Genomic DNA, 20,771 nt, shown 5'->3' on the forward strand with positions numbered 1-20,771 from the left:
TCGTCGGGTCACTCCCCGTCGAAGCCCTCGATCACCAGTCGGTCGCCCGGCTCGACGCCGTGGCGCTCGCTCCACCCCCGCGGGACTTCGAGGACGTACCGCCCGGTGCCCTCGTAGCGCGTGAGCGGTCGCGACTCCGGTTCGGCCTCGTGGATCGTCGTGACCGTGCCGTTCGCGTCGGCGAAGACGATGTCGAGGGGGAACGCCATGTCGCGCATCACGTAGGCGCGCTCCGCGGACTCGCCGTGGACGAACAACATTCCCTCGCCGCCGTCGAGCTCGTCGGTCGCGGAGAGCCCGACGTACTGTTTCACGAACCCGTCGGCGACCCGGGCCTCGACGGTCGCGAGCGACTCTCCAGTCTCGCCGTCGACGGCCTCGACCGTGGTCGTGTCGTAGCCGGTGATCAGGAGAGTTGGAGTCGTCGCGGCGACGGCGACGCCGGCGAGCACGATGAGCGCGAGCGCGGCCGCGACCCCGATGAGACGGCGGTTCACGGTCGTGGTTCGCGTCGCGGAAGGAAATCGTTTTCCGCTCTCGGGGGGTTGTTTCGGTGAGGGCTCGTGGTCTAGCTGGTTATGACGCGGCCTTTACAAGGCTGAGATCGGCGGTTCGAACCCGCCCGAGCCCACTTCCTGCGGCGATCGATCCCGCGAGCGGGGCTATAAATCGTCAGCGTCGAACTTCAGCAGCCCGGCGAGCGGCGGCGCGAGCGTCCAGAAGACCAACATCGCGGCCGCCGAGAGCTGCTGGTTCGCCGTGTCGCCGCTGAACAGCTGCTCGCCGAGGAACGCGTTCGACAGCGCCTCGACCGCGGTCGTCGGGTTCGACACCCGGAGGAAGACGCGGAGTTGAGTCGCCGACACCGGGAGAGCGTCGACGAGGGGACCGGCCGCGCCGACGAGCCTCCCGGTGACGGCGCCCCACAACAGGACGAAGAGGACGTAGATCGCGACGCCGCCGATCAGCGCCCGGCGCTGCGTGGACGACGCGGCCGAACAGCCCACCGCGATCGCGACGAACACGACGCCGAGCGCGGCCGCGAACACGGTGTACCCGAGGAACGCGCCGGCGTTGAACGCGACCGGCGCGGCGATCAGGACGAGGCCGGGCAGCAGGAAGCCGGCGAACACCGCGAGCGCGAGCGCCGCGCCGCGGCCGACGACCTTCCCGAACACCACGTCGGCCCGCGAGTGCGGGAGCGAGAGGAGGAGCTTCAGCGAGCCGGACTCGCGCTCGCCGCTGACAGCGTTGTAGCCGACGACGACGCCGACGAGCGGGACGAGCGTCGTCACGAGGAAGGGGCCGATGAACACGCTCAACAGCACCTCCGTGGCGAACTGCTCGTTCCCGCCTGTGGGCCGCACCGCGAAGGCGAACGCCGCGACGAGCAGCGAGAACAGCGCCACCAAGGCGATCATGCCGCGCGAGCGCACCGTCTCCTGGAAGTCCTTCCGGGCGATGGCGGGGAGGCTCATCGGTCCACCTCGTCGACTGCCGATTCGTCGTCGGTCGTCGGCTCGTCGTCGGTCGTCGGCTCGTCGTCGACCGGCGGACCGGCGTCGGTCGGATCAGCGTTGGTCTGTGCTGCGTCGGTCGCGTCGGAATCGGCCGGTGTCACGTCCGCACTCGCCGCGTCGCCCTCCGTGTACGCCAGGAAGAGGTCCTCCAGCGACGCCTCGCGAGTGTGGAAGTCGGCGACGGCGACCCCGGCCTCCTCCAGCGACGCGATGACGTCGGTCTTCGCGTCGCTCGCGCAGTTCACCACCAGTTCGTCGCCGTCGCGGGTGACGCCGGAGACGCCGTCGAGCGCGCGGACCGCCGCGACCGCGTCGTCGTCGGCGCCCGCGGCCGCGACCTCCAGGGTCTCCTCGCCGCCGACCGCCCGGCGGAGGCCCTCGACGGAGTCCTCGGCGACGAGCTCGCCGTCACGGAGGATACCGACCCGGTCGCAGACCGCGCCGACCTGTTCGAGGACGTGCGAGGAGAAGAAGACGGTGGCGCCGCGCTCGGCCTCCGCGCGGACGATCTCGCGCATCTCCTTCGCGCCGGCCGGGTCGAGCCCGGAGGATGGCTCGTCGAGGATCAGCAGGTCGGGGTCGCCGACGAGCGCCATCGCCAGCGCGAGCCGTTGACGCATCCCCTTCGAGTAGTCGCCGGCGGGGCGGTCCGCGTCGCCCGCGAGGCCGACCCGGTCGAGGAGCGCGTCGGGGTCGGCGGCGGCGTCCTTCGACTCGACCGCGAACTCGACGTGTTTCCGCCCGGAGAGCCGGTCGTACACGGAAAAACCGTCGGGGAGCACCCCCGTCCGACGCCGGATCTCGAATCCTTCGGTCGCGACCTCGGCGCCGAGGACGCGGACCGTCCCCGCGGTCGGCCGGACGAGGTCTAAGAGCATGTCGATCGTCGTCGACTTGCCCGCGCCGTTCGGCCCGAGGAACCCGTACACCTCTCCGTCTTCGACGGTGAGATCGAGGTCGCGAACGGCCGTGACGTCGTCGAACGACTTCGTCACGCCGCGCAGTTCGATCGCGGTCATACCCTTCGGTTCCGGCGTGAGTTGATAAAGGATTGCGGGTCGAGGCGCGGGCGTCGCTCCGCTCGGCGAGTATGTCAGCACAGATACCTGTTTGTCGCCGTCAGAAGTGTTTGATTAAATTTGCTATCGATCAATCTCTATTTCTCTGACTGCTTTTTCTCCGGTCAAAACGATCCGGAATTCAGACAAAAATGTCTTGTTTTGGAGATATATTAGGACATATCGACAGATAATATCTCAAATAAAAATTTGAATGGTAATCTCAAACACTCTCAACAGCATGCCTCCGATACCACTTCAAGCAGCTGTCGAGTTTTCGCATAGTCCGCTGCTAACATTCGTAATTGGCCTGATAATTGTGGTGGCCCTACTGGTGTGGCTGGACCTCCCGGCGTTCATCGGGCTGATCATCTCGGCGTTCTTGGTCGGTGTGGTGAACACGATCTTCGTCGCGGACTTCACCGCGGCCGACGCCGGAAGCCAGGTCGCGACGGCGTTCGGGAACGGAATGGCGGGGATCGGTATCCCGATCCTGATGGCGGCGGTCATCGGGAAGGGGATGCTTGAAAGCGGCGCGGCCCAACGGGTCGTCCGCGGGTTCCAGGGCGCGCTCGGTGAGCGTAACTCAGACATCGCGCTGCTCGGGAGCAGTTCGGTGCTGGCGGTTCCGGTGTTCTTCGACAGCGTGTTCTACCTGATGGCGCCGCTCGCGCGCTCCATGCGGGCGCGCGTCGGCCGCGACTACACGCTGTTCATCGTCGTCGTCGGTGCGGGGGCGGCGACGACGCACGTGTTCGTCCCGCCCACACCCGGCCCGCTCGCAGTCGCCGACCAGATCGGGAGCAACCTGTTCACGACGATCGTGATCGGGCTGGCTGTCGCCGTTCCGGCTGCGATCGTCTCCGGACTCGTCTACGGGCGTTGGATCAACAGCCGCCTCGACATTCCGCTGCGTGACACGATGGCGACCTCGACGGAGGAACTCCAGGAGGTCGCGGACCGACCGACCAGCGATCTCCCGGGCATGTTGGAGTCGCTGGCGCCGATCCTGCTGGCCGTTCTGCTCATCGCGTCGTCGACGTTCGTCAACACCTTCCAGGATCTGTTTCCGGTACTGGCCTCACTCCAGCCGCTCACCGACTTCATCGGCAACAAGAACGTCGCGCTGACGGTCGCCGCACTCGCGGCGGCGTACACGTTCTACCGCTACGACGAGATGACCCGGAGCGAGTGGAGCGACGAGCTCACCGAGGCGCTGAAAAGCGGCGGGAACATCGCCGCGATCACGGCGGCCGGCGGGGCCTTCGGTGCGCTGCTCGCCGCCTCCGGCATCGGCGATTACCTTGCCAGTGCGCTTCAGGAGGTCGGCATCGGGCTGCTCGTCACGGCCTGGCTCATCGCCGCGATCGTCCGCATCGCACAGGGGTCGGCCACGGCCGCGATGCTGACGGCCGCGGGGATCATGGCGCCGCTCACCGGACAGCTGACCGTCCATCCGGCCTATCTAGTGATGGTCATCGGCGCCGGGGGGAACATCTTCTCGTGGTTCAACGACTCCGGCTTCTGGCTCGTCAGCGAGATCGGGGGGCTCACGAAGCGGGAGACGCTTCAGACCTGGACCGCCCTCACGACGATCATCTCGGTGACTGGGCTCGTCACGGTGCTGATCCTGTCGACGGTCCTCCCGCTCGTCTGAAGCGAGCGGTCTCTTTTTTTATCGACGACGACAGCACGGGCCGGTTGTCGACGACGACAACCCGGACCGATCCTACTCGTCCGCCTCGGGCGGCCACTCGACGCCGCGGTCGGCGAGCAGATCGGCGAACGCGTCCTCGTCGAGGACGGGAACGCCCTCGGCGTCGGCGTCGTCGCGCTTCGACCGGCCGGGGTTCTCGCCGGCGACGAGGTAGTCGGTGTTCCCGGAGACGCTCGACGTGGCGTTGGCCCCGTGAGCCTCGACGTGGGCCTGCGCGTCGCTCCGCGGGACGGACAGCGAGCCGGTGAACACGAACGTCAGACCGTCGAGCGCGTCTGTCGCCCCGTCGCCCGCGCCGGTCTCGAAGGGCTCGGGGTCGACGCCGCGCTCGCGGAGCCCCTCGATCGCCGCGCGGTTCTCCTCGCCGTCGAGGAAGGTCCGGATCGACTCGGCGACCTCGGGCCCGACGTCGTCGACCTCGCGGAGGGCCTCCTCGTCGGCGTCGAGGAGGGCGTCGAGCGTCCCGAAGTGCGCGGCGAGCGCCCGCGCGGTCGTCGCGCCCACGTCCGGGATCCCGAGCCCGGCGAGGAAGTCGTCGAGCGGCGGGGCTCGCGTCGCGTCGAGTTCGCGGATCAGGTTCTCGGCGCTCGTCTCGCCCCACCCCTCTAGGTCGGCGAGGTCGTCGGCGGTCAGGTCGTACAGGTCCGGCAGCGACTCGACGAGGCCGGTCTCGCGGAGCTGTTCGACGCGCTCCGGCCCGAGCCCCTCGACGTCGAGCGCGTCGCGGCGCGCCCAGTGTTCGACCGCGCGCTCCAGCTGCGCCGGGCAGCCGAGCCCGCCGGTACAGAAGGCGAGCGGGCCGTCGCGCTCGACGTCGGCGCCGCAGACCGGGCAGGTCTCGGGGAACGCGTACGTCCCCTCGCTGCGCTTCTCGACGACCTCGGGGACGTACGGGATCACGTCGCCCGCACGGTAGATCCGGACGCGGTCGCCGACGTTCACGCCCAGCGCCTCGATCTCGGCGGGGTTGTGGAGCGTCGCGCGGGCGACCGTGACGCCGCCGACGTCGACGGGGTCGAGCTCGGCGACCGGAGTGAGGCGACCGGTCCGCCCCACTTGGACCGTGACCCCCTCGACGGTCGTCGTCGCGGTCCGGGGCGGGAACTTGTAGGCGAACGCCCAGCGCGGCGCGCGCGACGTGCTCCCGAGCGTCTCGCGGTGCGCGAGCGCGTCGACCTTGATCACCACGCCGTCGACGGCGTAGTTGAGGTCGTCGCGGGCGGCGAGGATCTCGTCGCGGTAGTCGATCGCCGCCTCGACGTCGTCGACGATCGCCACCCGGTCGTTCCGGCGGAGGCCGAGCGACGCGAACGCGTCGAGCGCCTCGCGGTGCCGACCAGGCCGTTCGGGACCGTCCGCGCCGGCCTCCCACGCCAGCACGTCGAAGAAGAAGGCGTCGAGGGGGCGCTCGGCGACGACCGACGGGTCAAGCTGGCGGAGGGTGCCGGCCGCGGCGTTTCGCGGGTTCGCGAACGGCTCCTCGCCGCGCTCGATCAGCTCGTCGTTGTACGCCTCGAAGGCGTCCCGGGGCATGTACACTTCTCCCCGGACCGCGAGGCGTTCGGGGTGGTCGTCGCCGCGCAGGCGGCCGGGGACCGAGGGGATCGTGCGGACCTGCTCGGTGACGTCGTCGCCCTCGCGGCCGTCGCCGCGGGTGGCCGCGCGGACGTACTCACCGTCCTCGTAGATCACCTCGATCGAGAGCCCGTCGAACTTCGGCTCGCAGACGTACGCGAGGTCGTCGGGGTCGAAGTCCGCAAGTTCTCCGGCCTCGGCTGCGTCGGCTAGTCCCGCCCGGACGCGCTCGTCGAACTCGCGGACCGCCGCGGCGTCGGTGTCGTTGTCGATCGACAGCATCGGCGCGACGTGCTCGACCGTCTCCAGCGCGTCGAGGGGTTCGCCGCCGACTCGGCGGGTCGGGGAGTCCTCGGTCGGGAGGTCGAACGCGGCTTCCAGCTCCTCCAGCCGGGCGAACAGCGCGTCGTACGCCTCGTCCGAAATCAGGGGATCGGCCGCGACGTAGTACCGGTGGTCGTGCTCGCGGACCGCCACGCGGAGCAGTTCGGCCTGCTCGGCCGCCTCCTCGGGGGTGAGCTCGCCGACCGGCTCGAACTCGGTCGGCGGGTCCTCGACGTAGGGGTTCTCGGCCGGGTCCGCGTGCCGGGTCGACGAAGTCGTCATCGACGGGAGATGGGGCCGAATCGGGGTAAAAATGCTCGTTCCCGCGGCGCCGGTTCCGGTCAGGCGACGCGCTCGCCGCGCGCGAACACCGCCTCCGGCTCCTGCCACGCCTCGACGTCGGTGTTCGGATCGGCGTCGAGAACGACCAGATCCGCCCGATGCCCTTCCTCGACGCGGCCGACGCCGTCGAGCCCGAGCAGGTCGGCGGCGTTGACAGTGGCGGCCTCCAGCGCCCGCTCGGGCGAGAGCCCGTACTCGACCATGTGCGCCAGCTCTTGGGGGATCTCCGCGAAGAAATTGAACGGGGTGCCCGCGTCGGTGCCCATCGCGATGGGGACGTCGGCCGCGAGCGCGTGGTCCCACGCGTCGTCGAAGCGGTCCGCGGCGTCTTCGGCCTTCGCGACGGCGTCCTCGGGGATGCCGGCCTCGACGCCGTTCTCGACGATACCGCGGAGCGCGCTCGCGGTCGGCACCCAGTAGGTGCCCCGCTCGGCCATCATCTCGGCGGCCTCGCGGTCCATGAACGTCCCGTGTTCGACACTGGAGATGCCCGCCTCGACCGCGTTTTTGATCCCCTCCTCGCCGTGGGCGTGGGCCGCGGTCGGCGTGTCCGTCGGCGCGGCGGCGTCGGTGAACGCCGCGAGCTCCTCGGGCGTCAGTTCGGGCGCGCCGGTCACCGCGCCCTCGGTGAGGACGCCGCCGGTCGCCATACACTTGAGCACGTCCGCGCCCGCCTTCAGCTGCTCGCGGGCCGCCTTCCGCACCTCCGCGGGGCCGTCGGCCTCGCGTCCGAACCAGTTGCCGTGACCGCCGGTCATGATCACGTTGCGGCCGCAGGCGAGCACGCGGGGACCCGGGATGTCGCCCGCGGCGACCGCCTCCGCGGCGTCGAGCGCGAGCGTACCCCGGCTGCCGAGGTCGCGGACGGTCGTGACGCCGGCCGAGACGGCGGCTTCGAGGTTGCTCGCGGTTCGGTAGCTCGCGGTGTAATCGCTGTCCGACACCGCGGTCGCGACGTCCGGCCGTCCGTCCATCATCACGTGGACGTGCGCGTCGATCAGGCCCGGGGCGACGACGCGGTCGCTCGCGTCGACGCGTTCGAGGTCCTCGGCCGGGACGTCTTCGACCGCGGCCGCGACCGCGCCCGGGTCGCCGACCGCGGCGATCTCCCCGTCGACGACCGCGACGTCGGCCCGCCGGGTTCCGTCCGCGTCCGCGACTCGACCGCCGGTGAACAGGTGTACGCCGCTGTGTGCCATGCCGATCAGAGGGTGGGACGCGAAGGTAAAGGGTCGGGTCGCGGTAGGAGGCGTCGCGAGCGTCCGCGCTCCGTGAGCTAACGTTATGTAGTGTGGTAGCAATCCGCAAGTATATGCGGCTGGGCCGTGACGCCAAAACGGATGTCACAAAAAAACCCGTCCGGGCCGCTGGCGGACGTGTACGAGGGCCGAATCGGCACTCCGACGACGGACGACGAGGTCCGGGGGTACTGGCTGTTCGCCGTCGGCGTCCTCTGCGGGGCGCTCGGCGTCGTCGTCTTCTCGCTCACGACGGCGGCGACGGGGCCGCGCTCGGTGGGGTACGCGCTCGTCGCGCTGTCGCCGCCGCTGGCGATGCTGGGCGCGATCGTCCGGTTCCCGCTCCGGCGGTCCGCGACGCTGCTCGGCGGCCTCGGCACGCTCCTGACGCTCGTCGCGGTGGTGTACTTCCTCGCCGTCTTCCCGGGCGGGTGGTCGACGAGCACCGGGAACCCGGTCGTGAACGCGCTGTACGCCGCCGGAATCGTTCTGATTGGCCTCGCGGGAGCGGTCGTCCCGATGGTGACCGACCCGGTCCGGGAGGACTACGAGCGGATGCGCACCGAGTCGACCGCGGCGACGGCGACCGCCGCGGAGACGAGCGACGAACTGGACACCGTCCGCGAGGAGTTGGACGCGACCGAGGCCGAACTGGACACCGTCCGCGAGGAGTTGGACGCGACCGAGGCCGAACTGGACACCGTCCGCGAGGAGTTGGACGCGACCGAGGCCGAGTTGGAGACGGTCAGAGAAGACCGGAGGACGGCGGAGGCGGCGGTCGAGTCGCTCCGTGCGAGTAAGGCTCGGTTCGAGCTGTTCGAGGACGCGGACGGGCGGCCGCGCTGGCGGCTCCGCCACCGCAACGGCAACGTCATCGCGACGTCTGGACAGGGGTACAGCAGCCGCGGGAAGGCCCAGCAGGGGCTCCACAGCGTGCGGCGGAACGCGCTCGGCGCGGGACTCCTCCGGATCGAGACCCCGGTCGAGGAGGCGGCGGCGGTCGCCGACGACGACGGCCCGGAGCCGGAGGACGCCGAGGAGCCGGACGTCGCCTTCCCGGACGAGACGGCGGCCCCCGAGAGCCGGGCGACCTTCGAGCTGTTCGCGGACGACGCCGACGAGTGGCGCTTCCGACTCCGTCACGACAACGGGAACGTCCTCGGCGACTCCGGCGAGGGGTACGCCTCGAAGTCGAACGCGAAGCGCGCGCTCTCGCGGCTTCGCGACCACGTCGCGGCCGCGGACTACCTCCGGATCGACCCCGCGGCGTTCGAGGTGTTCCGCGACGCCGCGGGCGAGTACCGCTGGCGGCTCGTCCACGAGAACGGCAACGTCCTCGCCGACTCCGGCGAGGGGTACGCCTCCCGGCAGAAGGCCCAGCAGGGCCTCGACAGCGTCAGGGCGAACGCCGCCGGCGCGGGGGTCGCGTTCCCCGACGGCGACGACGAGGACCGGGCGGGCGACGGCGAGAGCAAGGCGACGTTCGACGTCTACGAGGACGGGGGCGGCACGTGGCGCTGGCGGCTCGTCCACGACAACGGGAACGTCATCGCCGACTCCGGCGAGGGGTACGCCTCGAAGTCGAACGCGACGGACGCCGTCGAGCGCGCGAGCGAGTACGCGCCCGACGCGAGCGCGCTGGTGGCCGGGAGCGCGGCGTTCGAGATCTACGAGGACGCCGGCGAGGAGTGGCGCTGGCGGCTCCGCCACCGAAACGGCGAGATCCTCGCCGACTCCGGCGAGGGGTACACCTCCCGGTCGGACGCCGTCGAGGCCGTCACCCGCGTGAAGGCGAACGCCATGGGTGCGGAGACCGTCGAGCAGTAGGCGCCGCGCGGCGATCGAGCGGGTTTTTCGGGGTCAGGCCGCCGCCAGCAGCTTCAGCCGGAGGTCGCGCTCGTCGACCTCGTACTTGAACGCCGGGTGGCCGTCGACGAGCACGTACGGGACGCGCTCGCCGTACTCGTCTGCCAGCTCGGGATCGGTGTCGACGTCGACCTCGTCGATGTCGACCGTCACGCCGTCGAGGTCGGCGGCGACCGACTCGATCGTCTCGCGGGCGACGACACAGAGCGAGCAGTCCTCGCGGGTGTAGAGGGTCACCGGCACCGTCGTCGGGTCGGCGTCCGCGGCGTCGTCCGCGCTCACGAGTCGCTGTCGCCGTCGGCCAGCAGCTCCTCGGCGACCGTCGCGGCGTCCAGCAGCTCGGGGTCGACCGCGAGGTCGGCGACGGTGGCGACGAACTCCGGCAGCGACCGGCTCGCGTACGTCACGACCCGCACGCCCGGGTTCAGCTCCTTGGCGACCGGGATGCCGGTCGCCTCCTCGACGTCGGTGAGGGCGAAGTAGGCGGCGTCGGCGATACCGGCGTCCTCCAGTTTCTCCGCCGTGACGAGCCCCTCGATCCGGCGGATCTCGACGCCGAGCGCGGCGAGTTCCTCGCCGAGGCCGTGCTCGTCGGGGCCGGCGACGACGGCCGTTAGCTGGTCCGCCATCACTCGTACTCGATCGTCGCGGGCGGCTTGTGGGTCACGTCGTAGACGACCCGCGCCACGTTCTCGTTCTCGCCGGTGATCCGGCTCTGGATCCGCTGGAGCGTGCTCCAGTCGAGCTCCTGCGCGCGGGCGGTCATCCCGTCGCGGCTCTCGACGGAGCGCACGGCGACGACCCAGCCGTGAACGCGGTTGTCGCCCTTGACGCCGGTCGCCTTGCCGAGGACCGCCGCGAACGCCTGCCACGGGTCGTACTCCTCCAGTTCCTCCTCGACGACGTGGGTCGCCTCGCGGGCGACCGCGGCCTTCTCGGGCGTCACCTCGCCGACGATCCGGACGGCGAGCCCGGGCCCGGGGAACGGCATCCGCTCGGAGATTATCTCTTCGAGGCCGAGCGCGCGGGCCACCTCGCGCACCTCGTCCTTGTAGAGGTCGCGGACGGGCTCGACGATCCCCTCGAAGTCGACGACCTCGGGGAGTCCGCCGACGTTGTGGTGCGACTTGATGTTCCCCTCAGACTCGATGCGGTCGGGGTAGATCGTCCCCTGAACGAGGTAGTCGGCGTCGACGTCGCGCGCGACCGCCTCGAACTCGTCGATGAACCCCTCGCCGATGACGTGGCGCTTCTCCTCGGGGTCGGTGACGCCCGCGAGCCGGTCGAAGAACCGGTCTTGGGCCTCGATCACGCGCAGCGACTCCATGAAGGAGAAGGTGTCGCGGATCTCTTCGGTCTCGCCTTTCCGCATCAGCCCCGTGTCGACGTAGACGGGGGTGAGCTGGTCGCCGACCGCCTCGTACGCGAGCGTCGCCGCGACCGACGAGTCGACCCCGCCGGAGAGCGCGATGACGGCGTTCGCGTCGCCGATCGCCTCGCTGATCTCGGCGGTCGCCTCCTCGATGAACTCCTCGGTGTCGACCATCTATAGCCTCACGTCCGCGTTCCGCTCGGTTGTGTCCGTCGATCCCAGCGCCGCCTCGACGAGCGAGACGAACGGCGGGCTCGCGCGGTCCGGTCGCGACCGGAACTCGGGGTGCGCCTGCGTCCCGAAGAAGAACGGGTGGTCCGGGCGTTCGAGGATCTCCATCCGGTTGTCCGCGCGCCCGGAGAAGACGAGGCCGTCGGCCTCCAAGGCGTCGATGTACTCGGGGTTCACCTCGTAGCGGTGGCGGTGGCGCTCGGTACAGGAGTCCGCGCCGTACACCTCGGCCGCGAGCGTGTCCGGCTCGATGTCGGTCTCGTGGGCGCCGAGCCGCATCGTGCCGCCCATATCCTCCGTCTCGTACTGCTCGGGGAGGAGGTCGATGACGGGGTGGGGCGTGTCGGCGTCGATCTCCGCGGAGTGGGCGCCGTCGAGGCCGAGGACGTTGCGCGCGTGTTCGACGACCGCCATCTGGAAGCCCAGACAGAGCCCGAGGAAGGGCACGTCGTTCTCGCGGGCGTAGCGGATCGCCTCGATCTTCCCGTCCGTGCCGCGGGAGCCGAAGCCGCCGGGGACGACGACGGCGTCCGCATCGGCGAGGCGCTGTTCGTGTTCCTCGCGGGTCTCGTCGGCGTCGACCCACAGCACGTTCACCTCGGTGCCGGTCTGGATGCCGGCGTGTTTCAGCGCCTCGTGGATCGACATGTAGGCGTCTTCGAGCGCGTACTTGCCGACCAGGGCCACGTCGATCTCCTGATCGCGATCCCGGGTGACCAGCTCGCGCCACTCGGTCGACCGCTCGGCCTTCGGGAGCGCCTCGTCGGCGAGGCCGAGCCGCTCCATCACGTACTCGTCTAACCCCTCGTCTTCGACCATCAGCGGGACGTGATAGATGTCCTCGACGTCGGGGTTCGAGAAGACGGCGTCCGTGGGCACGTCGCAGAACAAGGCGATCTTCTCTTTCGTCTCCGGGTCGAGCCGGTCCTCGGAGCGCCCGACGAGGATGTCCGGCTGGAGCCCGATCGAGCGCAGCTCCTTCACGGAGTGTTGGGTCGGCTTCGTCTTCTGCTCGCCGTTCTTCGAGTAGGGGACCAGGGTGACGTGGGTGAAGAGGATGTCCTCGTCGTCCTCCTCGTGGGCGAACTGCCTGAGCGCTTCGAGGAACGGCATCGACTCGATGTCGCCGACGGTCCCGCCGATCTCGATCAGACAGACGTCGGAGCCCTCGGCCGCCTCCCGGATGCGGCGCTTGATGTCGTCGGTGACGTGCGGGATGATCTGGACGGTCTTGCCGAGGTAGTCGCCGGCACGCTCGCGCTCGATGACGTGTTCGTACGTCTTCCCCGTCGTGACGTTGTGGTCGAACGTCATGTCGGTGCCGAGGAAGCGCTCGTAGTTGCCGAGATCGAGGTCGACCTCCCCGCCGTCCTTCAGCACGTACACCTCGCCGTGCTCGTACGGGTTCATCGTCCCGGCGTCGACGTTGAGGTAGGGGTCGACCTTGACGGCGGTGACGTCGAAGCCCGCGTTGGCGAGAAGGCGCCCGGTGCTGGCGGCGGTGATGCCCTTGCCCAGTCCGGACATCACCCCGCCCGTGACGAACACGAACTTCCGACCCAGCGAGGGGTCGTACCCCGTGTCGGGATCTGCTGGCATATCGACCGTCCGGCAGGCCGGGTCAAAACCGTTTCGGACCCTCCGTTTCGGGTGGACGTTCGTGAATATCCGCGTCGCGACCGGCGGCGCGGTCGCTTGCGGAAGCGTGGCGTGAGGAATTTTGCGAGGGAAGAGCGCTCCGAGAGCGTCTTCCGCATCACGGGGGGTGAACCCCGGCGATGCGAGGGGAGGGATTTGAACCCACGGACCTCTACAGGAGCGGAGCTTGAATCCGCCGCCGTTTCCGGGCTTGGCTACCCTCGCACGCGGTCCGTCGTTGGGAGGCGTCGCCCTTTATCCCGTCGGTTGCGCGCCGACGAGCGTCGCGCGGAACCCGCCCTCAGCGGACTCGCCGATCTCCAGCGTCCAGCCGTGCGCGGCCGCGACGCGCTCGACGATGGCGAGGCCGATGCCCGTTCCGCCGTCCGGCGAGACGCCGAAGTCGGTCAGTTCCGCGCGGTCGGCGTCGGGGAGCCCCGGGCCGTCGTCGGCCACGTACACGCCTCGGTCGTCGACGCCGACCCGGACCGTCGGCGCGTCGCCGCCGTGGTCGAAGGCGTTACCGATCAGGTTTCCGACGGCGCGCCGGAGCAGCGTCGGATCGCCGGCGACCGGTCCCGGGTCCTCGACGACGAGGTCGGCGTCGGCCGGGCAGTCGCCGAAGTCGCCCGATTCGAGACAGTCGCTCGCGAGCTCCGCGAGGTCGACCGCGGCGTCCTCGGTCTCGACTTCCTCGGGGTCGCGGGCCATCACGAGCGCCTCGTCTATCATCGTCTCGATCCGGTCGAGCGCGTCCTCGGCGGCCCCCAACTCCTCGGTCTCGCCGGTCTCGCGTGCGAGGTCGACGTACCCCCGCGCGACCGACAGCGGGTTCCGGAGGTCGTGCGAGAGGAAGCCGGCGAGGCGTTCGAGCCGCTCGTTGAGCCGCTTCAGTTCCCGCTCGCGTTCGACCCGGTCCGTGACGTCGCGGATGACGCCGACGACGCCGACGATCGACCCGCCGTGTTCGATCGGCGTCAGCCGCGTCTCGACCGTTATCTCGCACCCGTCGCCGAGCGTCATCGCGAGCTGGAGCCGCTCGTCGTCCGCCTCGTCAGCGAGGACGCGCTCGGCGCTGGCCCGGTAGCGTTCGCCCGTCTCGGGGGCCCAGTACCCCTCCTCGACGAGCCGCTCCGGGTGTTTCGAGTGGAGCACGTCCTCGTCGAAGCCGGTCACCTCGCGGAGGCGGTCGTTGACGAACACCCGGTTCCGGTCGGCGTCGAGGACGTACGCGCCGTCGCCGAGGGCGTTCACGATCGACTCGGCGTGGTCGATCCGGTCGGGTCCCGGCGCAGAATCCATGCGCCCGCTACGGGCCGGGGGGTCAAGTGTCTCCCGGGTGTCGGCGGGTGCGGGCGACGACCGCGCCCCTCGGTTCGGGCAGCACTCACCCCGCGATCATCGCGACGCCGACGACGGCGAGGACGGCCGCGACGAGGCGGAGTCGGAAGTGGCGCTCGCCGAGCAGCACGCCGCCGAGGACGACCGCGACGATCGCCTGCGTGTTGATGACCGGGGAGGCGACGCTCGCGGGCAGCGCCGCGAACGCGACCGTCGTCAGGTGCTCGCCCAGCGCGACGAGCGCGCCGACCGCGAGGAACTTCGGGACGTCTCGCCGGGTGACCTCGATCGGGGTCCGGACCGCGGCGGGGAGCAGCACGACCGCGACGCCCGCGAGCAGCAGCGGGACCCAGAGCGTCCCGGGGATCGCGAGCTCCTGGAGCGCGACCCGCTTGCCCACGTCGGCGACCGCGTAGCAGGCCGCGCTCGCGAGCGCCAGCTGCGCGGGCCGCGAGCGAGCGGCCCGGACGAACGGCGCGAAGAAGCTCCCCGGCTCGTAGTTCGCGACGTACACCGCGAGCGTGGTGACGACGACGCCGGCGACCTGAATCGGCGCCAGCACCTGCCCGAGCAGCCCGACCTCCAGCGGGAGGACGAACATCGGGACGACCTTGTTGATCGGCGCGACGTACGACACCGCCCCGTCCTCGATGGTGCGCAGGAAGAGGACGAACGCCGCGGCCGTCGCGAGGCTCGTAACGGCGACGACGGCGAACCGCCGCGGGACGACGAGCGCGGACAGCCCGGCCGCGGCGTCGCCGAACCCGACCGTGAGCCCCGTCGCCGCGAGGAACCACCCGAGCGCCACGGCGTTGATCGTCACCGTCAGCGCGGCCGGGGGATACCCCGAGAAGGCGCGCTTCAGGACGAAGAGGTACGCGCCCCAGACGACGGCGGCGGCGAGCGCGAAGAGGAGTCCGGCGTCCATTCGATCCATCCGAACGCGACCGGGGGAAAGAAGGGTTCGATCCGGCCGCGGACCGTCGCCGCGAGACCGGCCGCGGACCGTCGCCGCGAGACCGGCCGCTCCCACGTCACCGCGAAACCGTTAGGTCGCTCCCCGGCGAACGCCGCGCACATGGACGACCACACCCGAGACCCCGGGGTCGCCCCGCCGCTCGGGAACCCGACCGGGTGGCACGCGGGCGACGACGGTCCGGACTCCGTCGACGCGGCGGAGGGGTCCGGCGGTCCGGCGCGGTCCGACGCACCGTCCGACTCGCGGGTGGTCGGCGGGTACTGGGAACACGCGACGCTCCGGCGAGCGACGGAACACGGCGTGCGGCTGTTCAACGACGGCGCCTACCACGAGAGCCACGACTGCTTCGAAAACGAGTGGTACAACTACGGGAGCGGCACCGTCGAGAGCGCCTTCCTCCACGGGATGGTTCAGGTCGCGGCGGGCGCGTACAAGCGCGTCGACTTCGAGAACGACGCCGGGATGCGGTCGCTGTTCGAGACCGCCCTTCAGTACCTCGAGGGCGTCCCGGGCGACTTCTACGGCGTCGACGTCGACGACGTCCGCGAAACCCTCCGGGCCGCGCTCGACGACCCCAGCGCGGTCGACGACTGGCGGATCGCCCTCGACGACGCGCGCCCGCCGGCGTACCCCGCCGACTACGAGTACGCGGAGCGCGTCGACGAGGAGCACTGAGGGGACCGGCCGACGTGAGCGGCGACGGGAAACGAACGGAACCGGCGCGGGTGACAGCGGTCGACGAACGGAACCGGCACGGACGACGGCGGTCACCCTCCCGTCGCCCCGGATCCGAACGCCACTTATCCGCCGCGCGCCTGCGGGAGATATGGAAGTTCACGATTTGGGCGACGGGGAGCCCGAGGTCGCCGTCGTCGGGGCGATCCACGGCGACGAGCCCTGCGGCGCCCGTGCCGTCGAGCGCCTGCTCGACGCCGACCTCGACCCCAAGCGGCCGGTGCGGCTGATCGTCGCCAACGAGGAAGCCCTAGAGGCCGGGGAGCGCTACCTCGACGCCGACCTCAACCGAGTGTTCCCGGGAAATCCGGACGCTGAGGCCCACGAAGTTCGGCTCGCGGCAGAACTCTTCGACGCGCTGGCGGGGTGTACCACCCTCGCGATCCACTCGACGCAGTCGTACGCCGAGCCGTTCGCCGTCATCGACTCGATGGACGAGGTGACCCGCGCGGTCGCGCCGCACCTCCCGGTCGGCGCCGTGATCCAGACCGACGCGTTCACCGAGGGCCGGCTCATCGAGCACCCGCACACACTCGAAGTGGAGGCCGGGCTCCAGGGCTCCGAGGCCGCCGCCGACAACGCCTACTGGCTGTCGCGGGCGTTCCTCGCGGCGACCGGCGCCATCTCCGCGCCGGGCGCCGACGACGTGGTGGACGCGGGCGGCCGCGAGGACGTCTCGGTGTTCCGGCTGCGCGACCGCATCCCGAAGCCCGAGGCGGAGGCGTACGAGGTGTTCGCGCGCAACTTCGAGCGCGTCGAGTCCGGCGAGCGGTTCGCGGCCGCCGACGGCGAGCCCCTGCTCGCGGAGGAGCCGTTCTACCCCGTGCTGCTGTCGCCGAACGGCTACCGCGACCAGTTCGGCTACGTCGCCGACCGCGTCGGGACGCTGGAGTAGTCGCCCTCGCGGCGCCGAGCGCGGTCGGCCCCGGCTTCTTACTCGACGAGTTCGATCGCGTCGTCGCCGTTCGGCACCGCGCAGATGAACGCGCCGGGCTCGTCGCCCTCGTTGCGGTACCAGTGTTCGACGCCCGCGGGGATCAGGAGCGCGTCGCCGGGAGCGACGGCGTGTTCCTCGTCGCCGATCCCGACGACGTACTCGCCGGCGAGGACGTACTGCTCGTGTTCGACCGCGTTGGTGTGTCTGGGGACCTCGGCGCCGGGCGCGAGCTCGAAGCGCCGCATCGCGAAGTTCGGGGCGCCGTCGGACTCGTCGAGGAGCACGGCTTTCGAGAGTCCCTCGGCGGCGTCGACGGGCTCGGACGCGACCGCGTCGCCGCGTTTCACGACCGACTCGGGATCGCCTGCGTCGTTCATGGGCGTCCGTGACGGGTGGCGGGTACTTAACCGATCACCGCACGGACCCGGTGACTTAACCGATCACCGGCCGAACTCGAGGGCATGCGTGGGATCAATGTCGGGAGCGCGTTCGGGATTCCGATCCGCCTCAACTGGACGTTTCTGCTCGTCTTACCGCTTTTCGCGTACCTCATCGGTCAGCAGGTCGGAACGATCGTCGAGGTGATGAACGAGACCGCGGGGCTCGGGATCGACGCGGCCGTACTCGCGTCGGGACCGGCGCCGTGGCTGCTCGGGCTGGCAGCGGCGATCGGGCTGTTCGTCGGCGTGCTGCTCCACGAGTTCGGCCACTCGCTGGTCGCCATGCGGTACGGGTACGAGATCGAGTCGATCACGCTGTGGCTGCTCGGCGGCCTCGCCAGCTTCGCCGAGTTCCCCGAAGACTGGAAACACGAGTTCTGGATCGCGATCGCCGGGCCGCTGGTCAGCGTCGGGGTCGGGGTCGCCTGCTACGGGATCGTCTTCGCCCTGCCCGCCGGGACGGGTGCCTCGGTCGCGGTGAACGCCGCCCTCTTCGTCTTCGGCTACCTCGCGCTGTTGAACGTCGTCCTCGCGGTGTTCAACATGCTCCCGGCGTTCCCGATGGACGGCGGGCGCGTCCTCCGGGCGCTGCTCGCGCGGAACCAGCCGCACGCGCAGGCGACCCAGCGGGCCGCCTCGGTCGGAAAGGTGTTCGCGTTCCTGATGGGGATCGTCGGCCTGTTCACCTTCCAGCTGCTGCTCATCGTGCTCGCCTTCTTCGTCTACATCGCCGCCTCCGGGGAGGCCCAACAGACCACCCTGAAGGCCGCCTTCGAAGACGTCACCGTCGGCGACGTGATGACGCCGCGCGAGAACCTCCACACGGTGACGGAGGACACCTCGGTCGCCGACCTGATGAGCCGGATGTTCGAGGAGCGCCACACCGGCTACCCGGTCCTCGCCGGCGACGACCTCGTCGGGATGGTCACCTTAGAGGACGCCCGGTCGGTCCGCGAGGTGGAGCGCGACGCCTACCGCGTCGACGACGTGATGGCGACCGACGTCGTCGGGGTCGCCCCGGAGGCAGACGCCCTGAGCGCCCTCCAGACCATGCAGGAGCACGGCGTCGGACGCCTGCCGGTGGTCGACGCCGACGGTGAGCTCGTCGGCCTCATCTCGCGGTCGGACCTGATGACCGCGTTCAACATCATCCAGACCGGCGGGACGCCGCGGGTCATCGGCGGGCGGCGCGCGCAGCCGGACGAGGGTCCCGGCGTGTTCTGAGGCCGCTCGGCCGGCGATCTGAGTCGCGATCGGCCGCCGCGTCGGCGTCATCGCCCCCGGCGTGGGGTATATACGCGGCAACGACTTACCTCGGTGCGTGACAACCCGGACCATCCGCGCCCGCGACCGGCCGGTGTTCGGCGTCGACGTCCACAGCGGCGACGTCCGCGGCGACAGTCCCTCCTACGCGCTCGTGATACTCGACCCGGTCGACGAGGACGACCCGGACGCCCCGGACGCCGACGGCCCGATGGCCCGAGTGACCCGCGACGTCGTCTCCTTCCGGAAGCTCTGCCGCCTGATCGACGACCGCGAACCGCTGTACGTCGCCACCGACAACGCCTACGAGCTGGCGGCGGACAAGGGGGAGCTCGTGGGGTTCCTCCGGTCGCTACCCGACGGCACCCGACTCGTTCAGGTAACCGGCGCGGAGCGGCCGGAGCCGCTCTCCAGAGTCGCCTCCAGACACGGGATTCCGTACGGAAAGAAACCGATGAAGGAGGCCGAGGCGGCCGCCCGGCTCGCGGCCGCGAACGTCGGCCACGAGGTGACCGCGTTCACCGACGAGACGCGGGTAAAGGTGTCCCGAGGGCGCTCGACCGGAAAGGGCGGGTGGAGTCAGGACCGGTACACGCGCCGCATCCACGGCAACGTCAGGAAGCGGACGCGGCAGGTCCAGTCGAAGCTGAAGGAGGCGAACCTCGACTTCGAGCGCGACGTGACCGAGAAGTACGGCGGCTACGCGAACGCGACGTTCACGGTCGCGGCCCGCCCGGAGGAGATCCCCGTCTCGAACTCGCGGGCGGGCGACGTACGCGTCGAGGTCGAGCGCGAGCGTCGCGACGGGATCGAGTACGAGCCGTTGGTCAAGCGCCGCGACCGCGTCATCGTCGGCATCGACCCCGGCACCACCACCGCGGCCGCGGTCGTCGGCCTCGACGGCACCGTCCACGCGTTGTACTCCTCGCGGACCGGCGACACCGCCGAGGTGACGGAGTGGATCGTCGAGCAGGGCCGGCCGATCATCGTCGCCGCCGACGTCGAGCCGATGCCGGAGACGGTCGAGAAGTTCCGGCGCTCGTTCGACGCCGCCGGCTGGCGCCCTACCACGGACCTCCCGGTCGACGAGAAGCTCCACCGGACCCGCGAGGCGAGCTACGCCAACGACCACGAGCGCGACGCGCTCGCGGCGGCACTGTACGCCTACGACGACCACGAGGACCAGTTCGAGCGGATCGCGGCGAAGACCCCGCCGCGGCTCGACCGCGAGGCGGTGATCGCCGGCGTCGTCGCGGGCGGGTCGTCGGTCGAGGCCGTCGTCGACGACCTGAGCGAGGACGACGGCGACGGTGGCGGCGGGAGCGGCGACGGCGACGCGGACGGGACGGATCCCACGGAGCCGGAGCGCACCGAGGAGGAGGAGACGATCCGGCGACTCCGCGAGCGCGTCGACCGGCTGGAGTCGCACGCCGAGTCGCTCGAAGACGACCTCGACGAGCGCGACGACCGAATCGACGAGCTGGAGGGGGAGTTAGAGGAGTCGAAACGCGAGGAGCGCATCGAGGCGCGCACGCGACGGGCGGTGTCGCGGCTGGAGCGCGAGACGGACCGGCTGGAGCGCGAGCGCGACGAGGCGCAGGAGCGCGTCGAAGACCTCGAACGGAAGGTGGAGACGCTAAAGGAGCTGTGGCGGCTCGACCACTCGAACTTCGGCGACGTCGCGGAGGGGCGAGGGCTCGTGAGCGTGAAGGTGGTCGAGCAGTTCACGCTCGACGCGCTCGACGCCGCCGACGATGCGTACGGGCTCGTCGCGGGGGACGTGGTGTTCCTCCGGGACGCGTCCGGGGCCGGCCGCCGGACCGCGGAGCGGCTCGCCGAGGCGGAGCCGCGGGCGGTGATACGCGGCGAGGGCAACCTCTCGGACGTCGCCGACGCGGTGCTGTTCGAGCGGGGGGTTCCGGTGGTGGCCGCCGACGCCGTCCCGGTCCGCGAGGTCGACGAGCTGGCGGTCGCGAGCGAGGAGGACCTCGCCGCCGCCGTCGACGACTGGGAGGAGCGCGCCGAACAGCGCCGGCGCGACGAGAAGGCCGAGCGGATCGACCGGATCATCTCCGAACACCGGGCGGGGCGGACGCTGCCCGAGACCGAGGAGACCGACTGAGGGACTCGTCGGCGGTCCGCGCGCCGGGACGGTCCGCGTGAGTCGTCGGCACGCATCCAGAAGTCATATGTCC

At 70.7% G+C, this 20,771-nt stretch carries 18 protein-coding genes and 2 tRNA genes; 7 read left to right on the top strand and 13 right to left on the bottom strand.

Features of this window, described 5'->3' with window-relative positions; translation table 11 throughout:
• Positions 1–8: 8 nt before the first annotated feature.
• A complete protein-coding gene (locus EXE46_RS00195; protein WP_137686491.1) occupies positions 9–497 on the bottom strand; it encodes a DUF192 domain-containing protein in 489 nt (162 codons plus the stop codon).
• A gap of 60 nt (positions 498–557) precedes the next feature.
• Here EXE46_RS00195 and EXE46_RS00200 point away from each other — a divergent pair.
• Positions 558–631 (top strand) — tRNA-Val (locus EXE46_RS00200).
• A 31-nt stretch (positions 632–662) separates the two neighbouring features.
• On the opposite strand, the gene EXE46_RS00205 is transcribed toward EXE46_RS00200, so the two are convergent.
• Together EXE46_RS00205 and EXE46_RS00210 are read right to left on the bottom strand one after the other, a co-directional pair.
• A complete protein-coding gene (locus tag EXE46_RS00205; RefSeq protein ID WP_137686492.1) occupies positions 663–1,478 on the bottom strand; it encodes an ABC transporter permease in 816 nt (271 codons plus the stop codon).
• Positions 1,475–2,539 carry an ABC transporter ATP-binding protein gene (locus EXE46_RS00210; protein ID WP_137686493.1) on the bottom strand — a complete coding sequence of 355 codons (1,065 nt, stop codon included), beginning with the start codon at positions 2,537–2,539 and terminating at the stop codon, positions 1,475–1,477. The genes EXE46_RS00205 and EXE46_RS00210 overlap by 4 nt, the downstream gene beginning before the upstream one ends.
• A gap of 280 nt (positions 2,540–2,819) precedes the next feature.
• Between EXE46_RS00210 and EXE46_RS00215 the strand changes: the two genes are divergently transcribed.
• Entirely contained in the window at positions 2,820–4,235 is a 1,416-nt protein-coding gene (locus EXE46_RS00215; protein ID WP_137686494.1) for a GntP family permease, read from the top strand.
• A 72-nt stretch (positions 4,236–4,307) separates the two neighbouring features.
• Here the strand turns inward: EXE46_RS00215 and ligA are convergent, their stop codons facing one another.
• Both ligA and EXE46_RS00225 read right to left on the bottom strand, forming a co-directional pair.
• Positions 4,308–6,476 carry an NAD-dependent DNA ligase LigA gene (ligA, locus tag EXE46_RS00220; protein WP_137686495.1) on the bottom strand — a complete coding sequence of 723 codons (2,169 nt, stop codon included), beginning with the start codon at positions 6,474–6,476 and terminating at the stop codon, positions 4,308–4,310.
• A 59-nt stretch (positions 6,477–6,535) separates the two neighbouring features.
• Positions 6,536–7,735, bottom strand: coding sequence for an amidohydrolase family protein (locus tag EXE46_RS00225; protein ID WP_137686496.1), 1,200 nt, complete (start codon positions 7,733–7,735; stop codon positions 6,536–6,538).
• A gap of 141 nt (positions 7,736–7,876) precedes the next feature.
• Here EXE46_RS00225 and EXE46_RS00230 point away from each other — a divergent pair, with 141 nt between their 5' ends.
• A complete protein-coding gene (locus tag EXE46_RS00230) occupies positions 7,877–9,601 on the top strand; it encodes an HVO_2922 family protein (protein ID WP_137686497.1) in 1,725 nt (574 codons plus the stop codon).
• Between the two features lie 33 nt (positions 9,602–9,634).
• Here the strand turns inward: EXE46_RS00230 and EXE46_RS00235 are convergent, their stop codons facing one another.
• The 7 genes from EXE46_RS00235 to EXE46_RS00265 form a co-directional block, all read right to left on the bottom strand.
• Positions 9,635–9,922, bottom strand: coding sequence for a glutaredoxin family protein (locus EXE46_RS00235; protein WP_137686498.1), 288 nt, complete (start codon positions 9,920–9,922; stop codon positions 9,635–9,637).
• Positions 9,919–10,269, bottom strand: coding sequence for a CTP synthetase (locus EXE46_RS00240; protein ID WP_137686499.1), 351 nt, complete (start codon positions 10,267–10,269; stop codon positions 9,919–9,921). The genes EXE46_RS00235 and EXE46_RS00240 overlap by 4 nt, the downstream gene beginning before the upstream one ends.
• Positions 10,269–11,186: a glutamine-hydrolyzing GMP synthase gene (gene guaA, locus EXE46_RS00245; RefSeq protein WP_137686500.1), complete on the bottom strand. Its 918-nt coding sequence runs from the start codon at positions 11,184–11,186 to the stop codon at positions 10,269–10,271. Before guaA ends, EXE46_RS00240 begins: the two co-directional genes overlap by 1 nt.
• A complete protein-coding gene (locus EXE46_RS00250) occupies positions 11,187–12,842 on the bottom strand; it encodes a CTP synthase (protein WP_137686501.1) in 1,656 nt (551 codons plus the stop codon).
• 180 nt (positions 12,843–13,022) lie between these two features.
• Positions 13,023–13,106, bottom strand: a tRNA-Leu gene (locus EXE46_RS00255).
• 30 nt (positions 13,107–13,136) lie between these two features.
• Complete coding sequence (locus EXE46_RS00260; RefSeq protein WP_137686502.1) at positions 13,137–14,183, bottom strand: HAMP domain-containing sensor histidine kinase; 1,047 nt, start codon at positions 14,181–14,183, stop codon at positions 13,137–13,139.
• Positions 14,184–14,268: 85 nt separating this feature from the next.
• Complete coding sequence (locus EXE46_RS00265; protein ID WP_137686503.1) at positions 14,269–15,150, bottom strand: EamA family transporter; 882 nt, start codon at positions 15,148–15,150, stop codon at positions 14,269–14,271.
• 150 nt (positions 15,151–15,300) lie between these two features.
• Here EXE46_RS00265 and EXE46_RS00270 point away from each other — a divergent pair, with 150 nt between their 5' ends.
• Complete coding sequence (locus EXE46_RS00270) at positions 15,301–15,876, top strand: DUF309 domain-containing protein (RefSeq protein ID WP_137686504.1); 576 nt, start codon at positions 15,301–15,303, stop codon at positions 15,874–15,876.
• Positions 15,877–16,027: 151 nt separating this feature from the next.
• Entirely contained in the window at positions 16,028–16,831 is an 804-nt protein-coding gene (locus EXE46_RS00275; protein ID WP_137686505.1) for a succinylglutamate desuccinylase/aspartoacylase family protein, read from the top strand.
• A 38-nt stretch (positions 16,832–16,869) separates the two neighbouring features.
• Here EXE46_RS00275 and EXE46_RS00280 read toward each other — a convergent pair whose 3' ends face one another.
• The gene (locus tag EXE46_RS00280) at positions 16,870–17,250 is read right to left on the bottom strand and encodes a cupin domain-containing protein (RefSeq protein ID WP_137686506.1); all 381 of its coding nucleotides are present in this window, start codon (positions 17,248–17,250) and stop codon (positions 16,870–16,872) included.
• Positions 17,251–17,334: 84 nt separating this feature from the next.
• On the opposite strand from EXE46_RS00280, the gene EXE46_RS00285 reads away from it, so the two are divergent.
• Both EXE46_RS00285 and EXE46_RS00290 read left to right on the top strand, forming a co-directional pair.
• Positions 17,335–18,537 carry a CBS domain-containing protein gene (locus EXE46_RS00285; protein ID WP_137686507.1) on the top strand — a complete coding sequence of 401 codons (1,203 nt, stop codon included), beginning with the start codon at positions 17,335–17,337 and terminating at the stop codon, positions 18,535–18,537.
• A gap of 97 nt (positions 18,538–18,634) precedes the next feature.
• Positions 18,635–20,698 (top strand): DUF460 domain-containing protein, encoded by a 2,064-nt coding sequence (locus EXE46_RS00290; protein ID WP_137686508.1) that lies wholly within the window; start codon positions 18,635–18,637, stop codon positions 20,696–20,698.
• Positions 20,699–20,771: the final 73 nt, after the last annotated feature.

The sequence above is a fragment of the Halorubrum sp. GN11_10-6_MGM genome (assembly GCF_005435165.1).
Taxonomy (GTDB): Archaea; Halobacteriota; Halobacteria; order Halobacteriales; family Haloferacaceae; genus Halorubrum.

Coding starts and splice junctions, on each gene's coding strand:
- EXE46_RS00270 (WP_137686504.1), top strand. CDS start 15,301: ATGGACGACCACACCCGAGACCCCGGGGTCGCCCCGCCGCTCGGGAAC.
- EXE46_RS00225 (WP_137686496.1), bottom strand. CDS start 7,735: ATGGCACACAGCGGCGTACACCTGTTCACCGGCGGTCGAGTCGCGGAC.
- EXE46_RS00215 (WP_137686494.1), top strand. CDS start 2,820: ATGCCTCCGATACCACTTCAAGCAGCTGTCGAGTTTTCGCATAGTCCG.
- EXE46_RS00210 (WP_137686493.1), bottom strand. CDS start 2,539: ATGACCGCGATCGAACTGCGCGGCGTGACGAAGTCGTTCGACGACGTC.
- EXE46_RS00280 (WP_137686506.1), bottom strand. CDS start 17,250: ATGAACGACGCAGGCGATCCCGAGTCGGTCGTGAAACGCGGCGACGCG.
- EXE46_RS00240 (WP_137686499.1), bottom strand. CDS start 10,269: ATGGCGGACCAGCTAACGGCCGTCGTCGCCGGCCCCGACGAGCACGGC.
- EXE46_RS00250 (WP_137686501.1), bottom strand. CDS start 12,842: ATGCCAGCAGATCCCGACACGGGGTACGACCCCTCGCTGGGTCGGAAG.
- EXE46_RS00260 (WP_137686502.1), bottom strand. CDS start 14,183: ATGGATTCTGCGCCGGGACCCGACCGGATCGACCACGCCGAGTCGATC.
- EXE46_RS00285 (WP_137686507.1), top strand. CDS start 17,335: ATGCGTGGGATCAATGTCGGGAGCGCGTTCGGGATTCCGATCCGCCTC.
- guaA (WP_137686500.1), bottom strand. CDS start 11,186: ATGGTCGACACCGAGGAGTTCATCGAGGAGGCGACCGCCGAGATCAGC.
- EXE46_RS00265 (WP_137686503.1), bottom strand. CDS start 15,150: ATGGACGCCGGACTCCTCTTCGCGCTCGCCGCCGCCGTCGTCTGGGGC.
- EXE46_RS00230 (WP_137686497.1), top strand. CDS start 7,877: ATGTCACAAAAAAACCCGTCCGGGCCGCTGGCGGACGTGTACGAGGGC.
- EXE46_RS00275 (WP_137686505.1), top strand. CDS start 16,028: ATGGAAGTTCACGATTTGGGCGACGGGGAGCCCGAGGTCGCCGTCGTC.
- ligA (WP_137686495.1), bottom strand. CDS start 6,476: ATGACGACTTCGTCGACCCGGCACGCGGACCCGGCCGAGAACCCCTAC.
- EXE46_RS00205 (WP_137686492.1), bottom strand. CDS start 1,478: ATGAGCCTCCCCGCCATCGCCCGGAAGGACTTCCAGGAGACGGTGCGC.